Source organism: Tropicibacter alexandrii (assembly GCF_003667315.2).
Lineage (GTDB): Bacteria > Pseudomonadota > Alphaproteobacteria > Rhodobacterales > Rhodobacteraceae > Tropicibacter > Tropicibacter alexandrii.
Genome location: NZ_RCTZ02000065.1, coordinates 1 through 511 on the forward strand (window position 1 = coordinate 1; position 511 = coordinate 511).

At 65.2% G+C, this 511-nt stretch carries 1 protein-coding gene; it reads left to right on the forward strand.

The genetic code is table 11. The features are described 5' to 3' along the window. Positions 1-98: 98 nt before the first annotated feature. Positions 99-511, forward strand: a 413-nt coding sequence (locus D8Z78_RS24375) for a transposase (RefSeq protein WP_206169736.1), incomplete at its 3' end; no start/stop codon positions are given.

Below are 511 nucleotides of genomic sequence, written 5' to 3' on the forward strand. Positions count from 1 at the left end.
CCGGTGACGTCCCCGGGCGTGGTGTAGCTGGCGGTGGCCATCGGGTTTCCCGGTAGGGTCGGGTTGCGAGAACCAACCTGAACCGAGGACGATACCCGATGACCAAACCCATGATGGACCTGCGTGCGCTTGTCGAAAAGAGTGCCGATGCTGACCTGCTGCGCGAGATGATCGGTTTCGCGGCCGAAAGGCTGATGGAGCTGGAGGTCGGCGCCAAGACCGGCGCGGACTACGGCGAGAAGAGCAGCGATCGGCTGGCGCAGCGCAATGGCTACCGCGACCGTGACTGGCAGACCCGTGCGGGCAGCGTCGAACTGCGGATCCCGCGCCTGCGCACCGGTTCATACTTTCCGTCTTTCCTTGAGCCGAGGCGCTCCGTCGAGAAGGCGCTGACGGCGGTGATCCAGGAAGCTTACGTTCACGGCGTGTCCACCCGCGCCATGGATGACCTCGTGCAAGCCATGGGCGGGACCGGCATCTCGAAGAGCCAGGTCAGCCGCTTGTGCGAGGA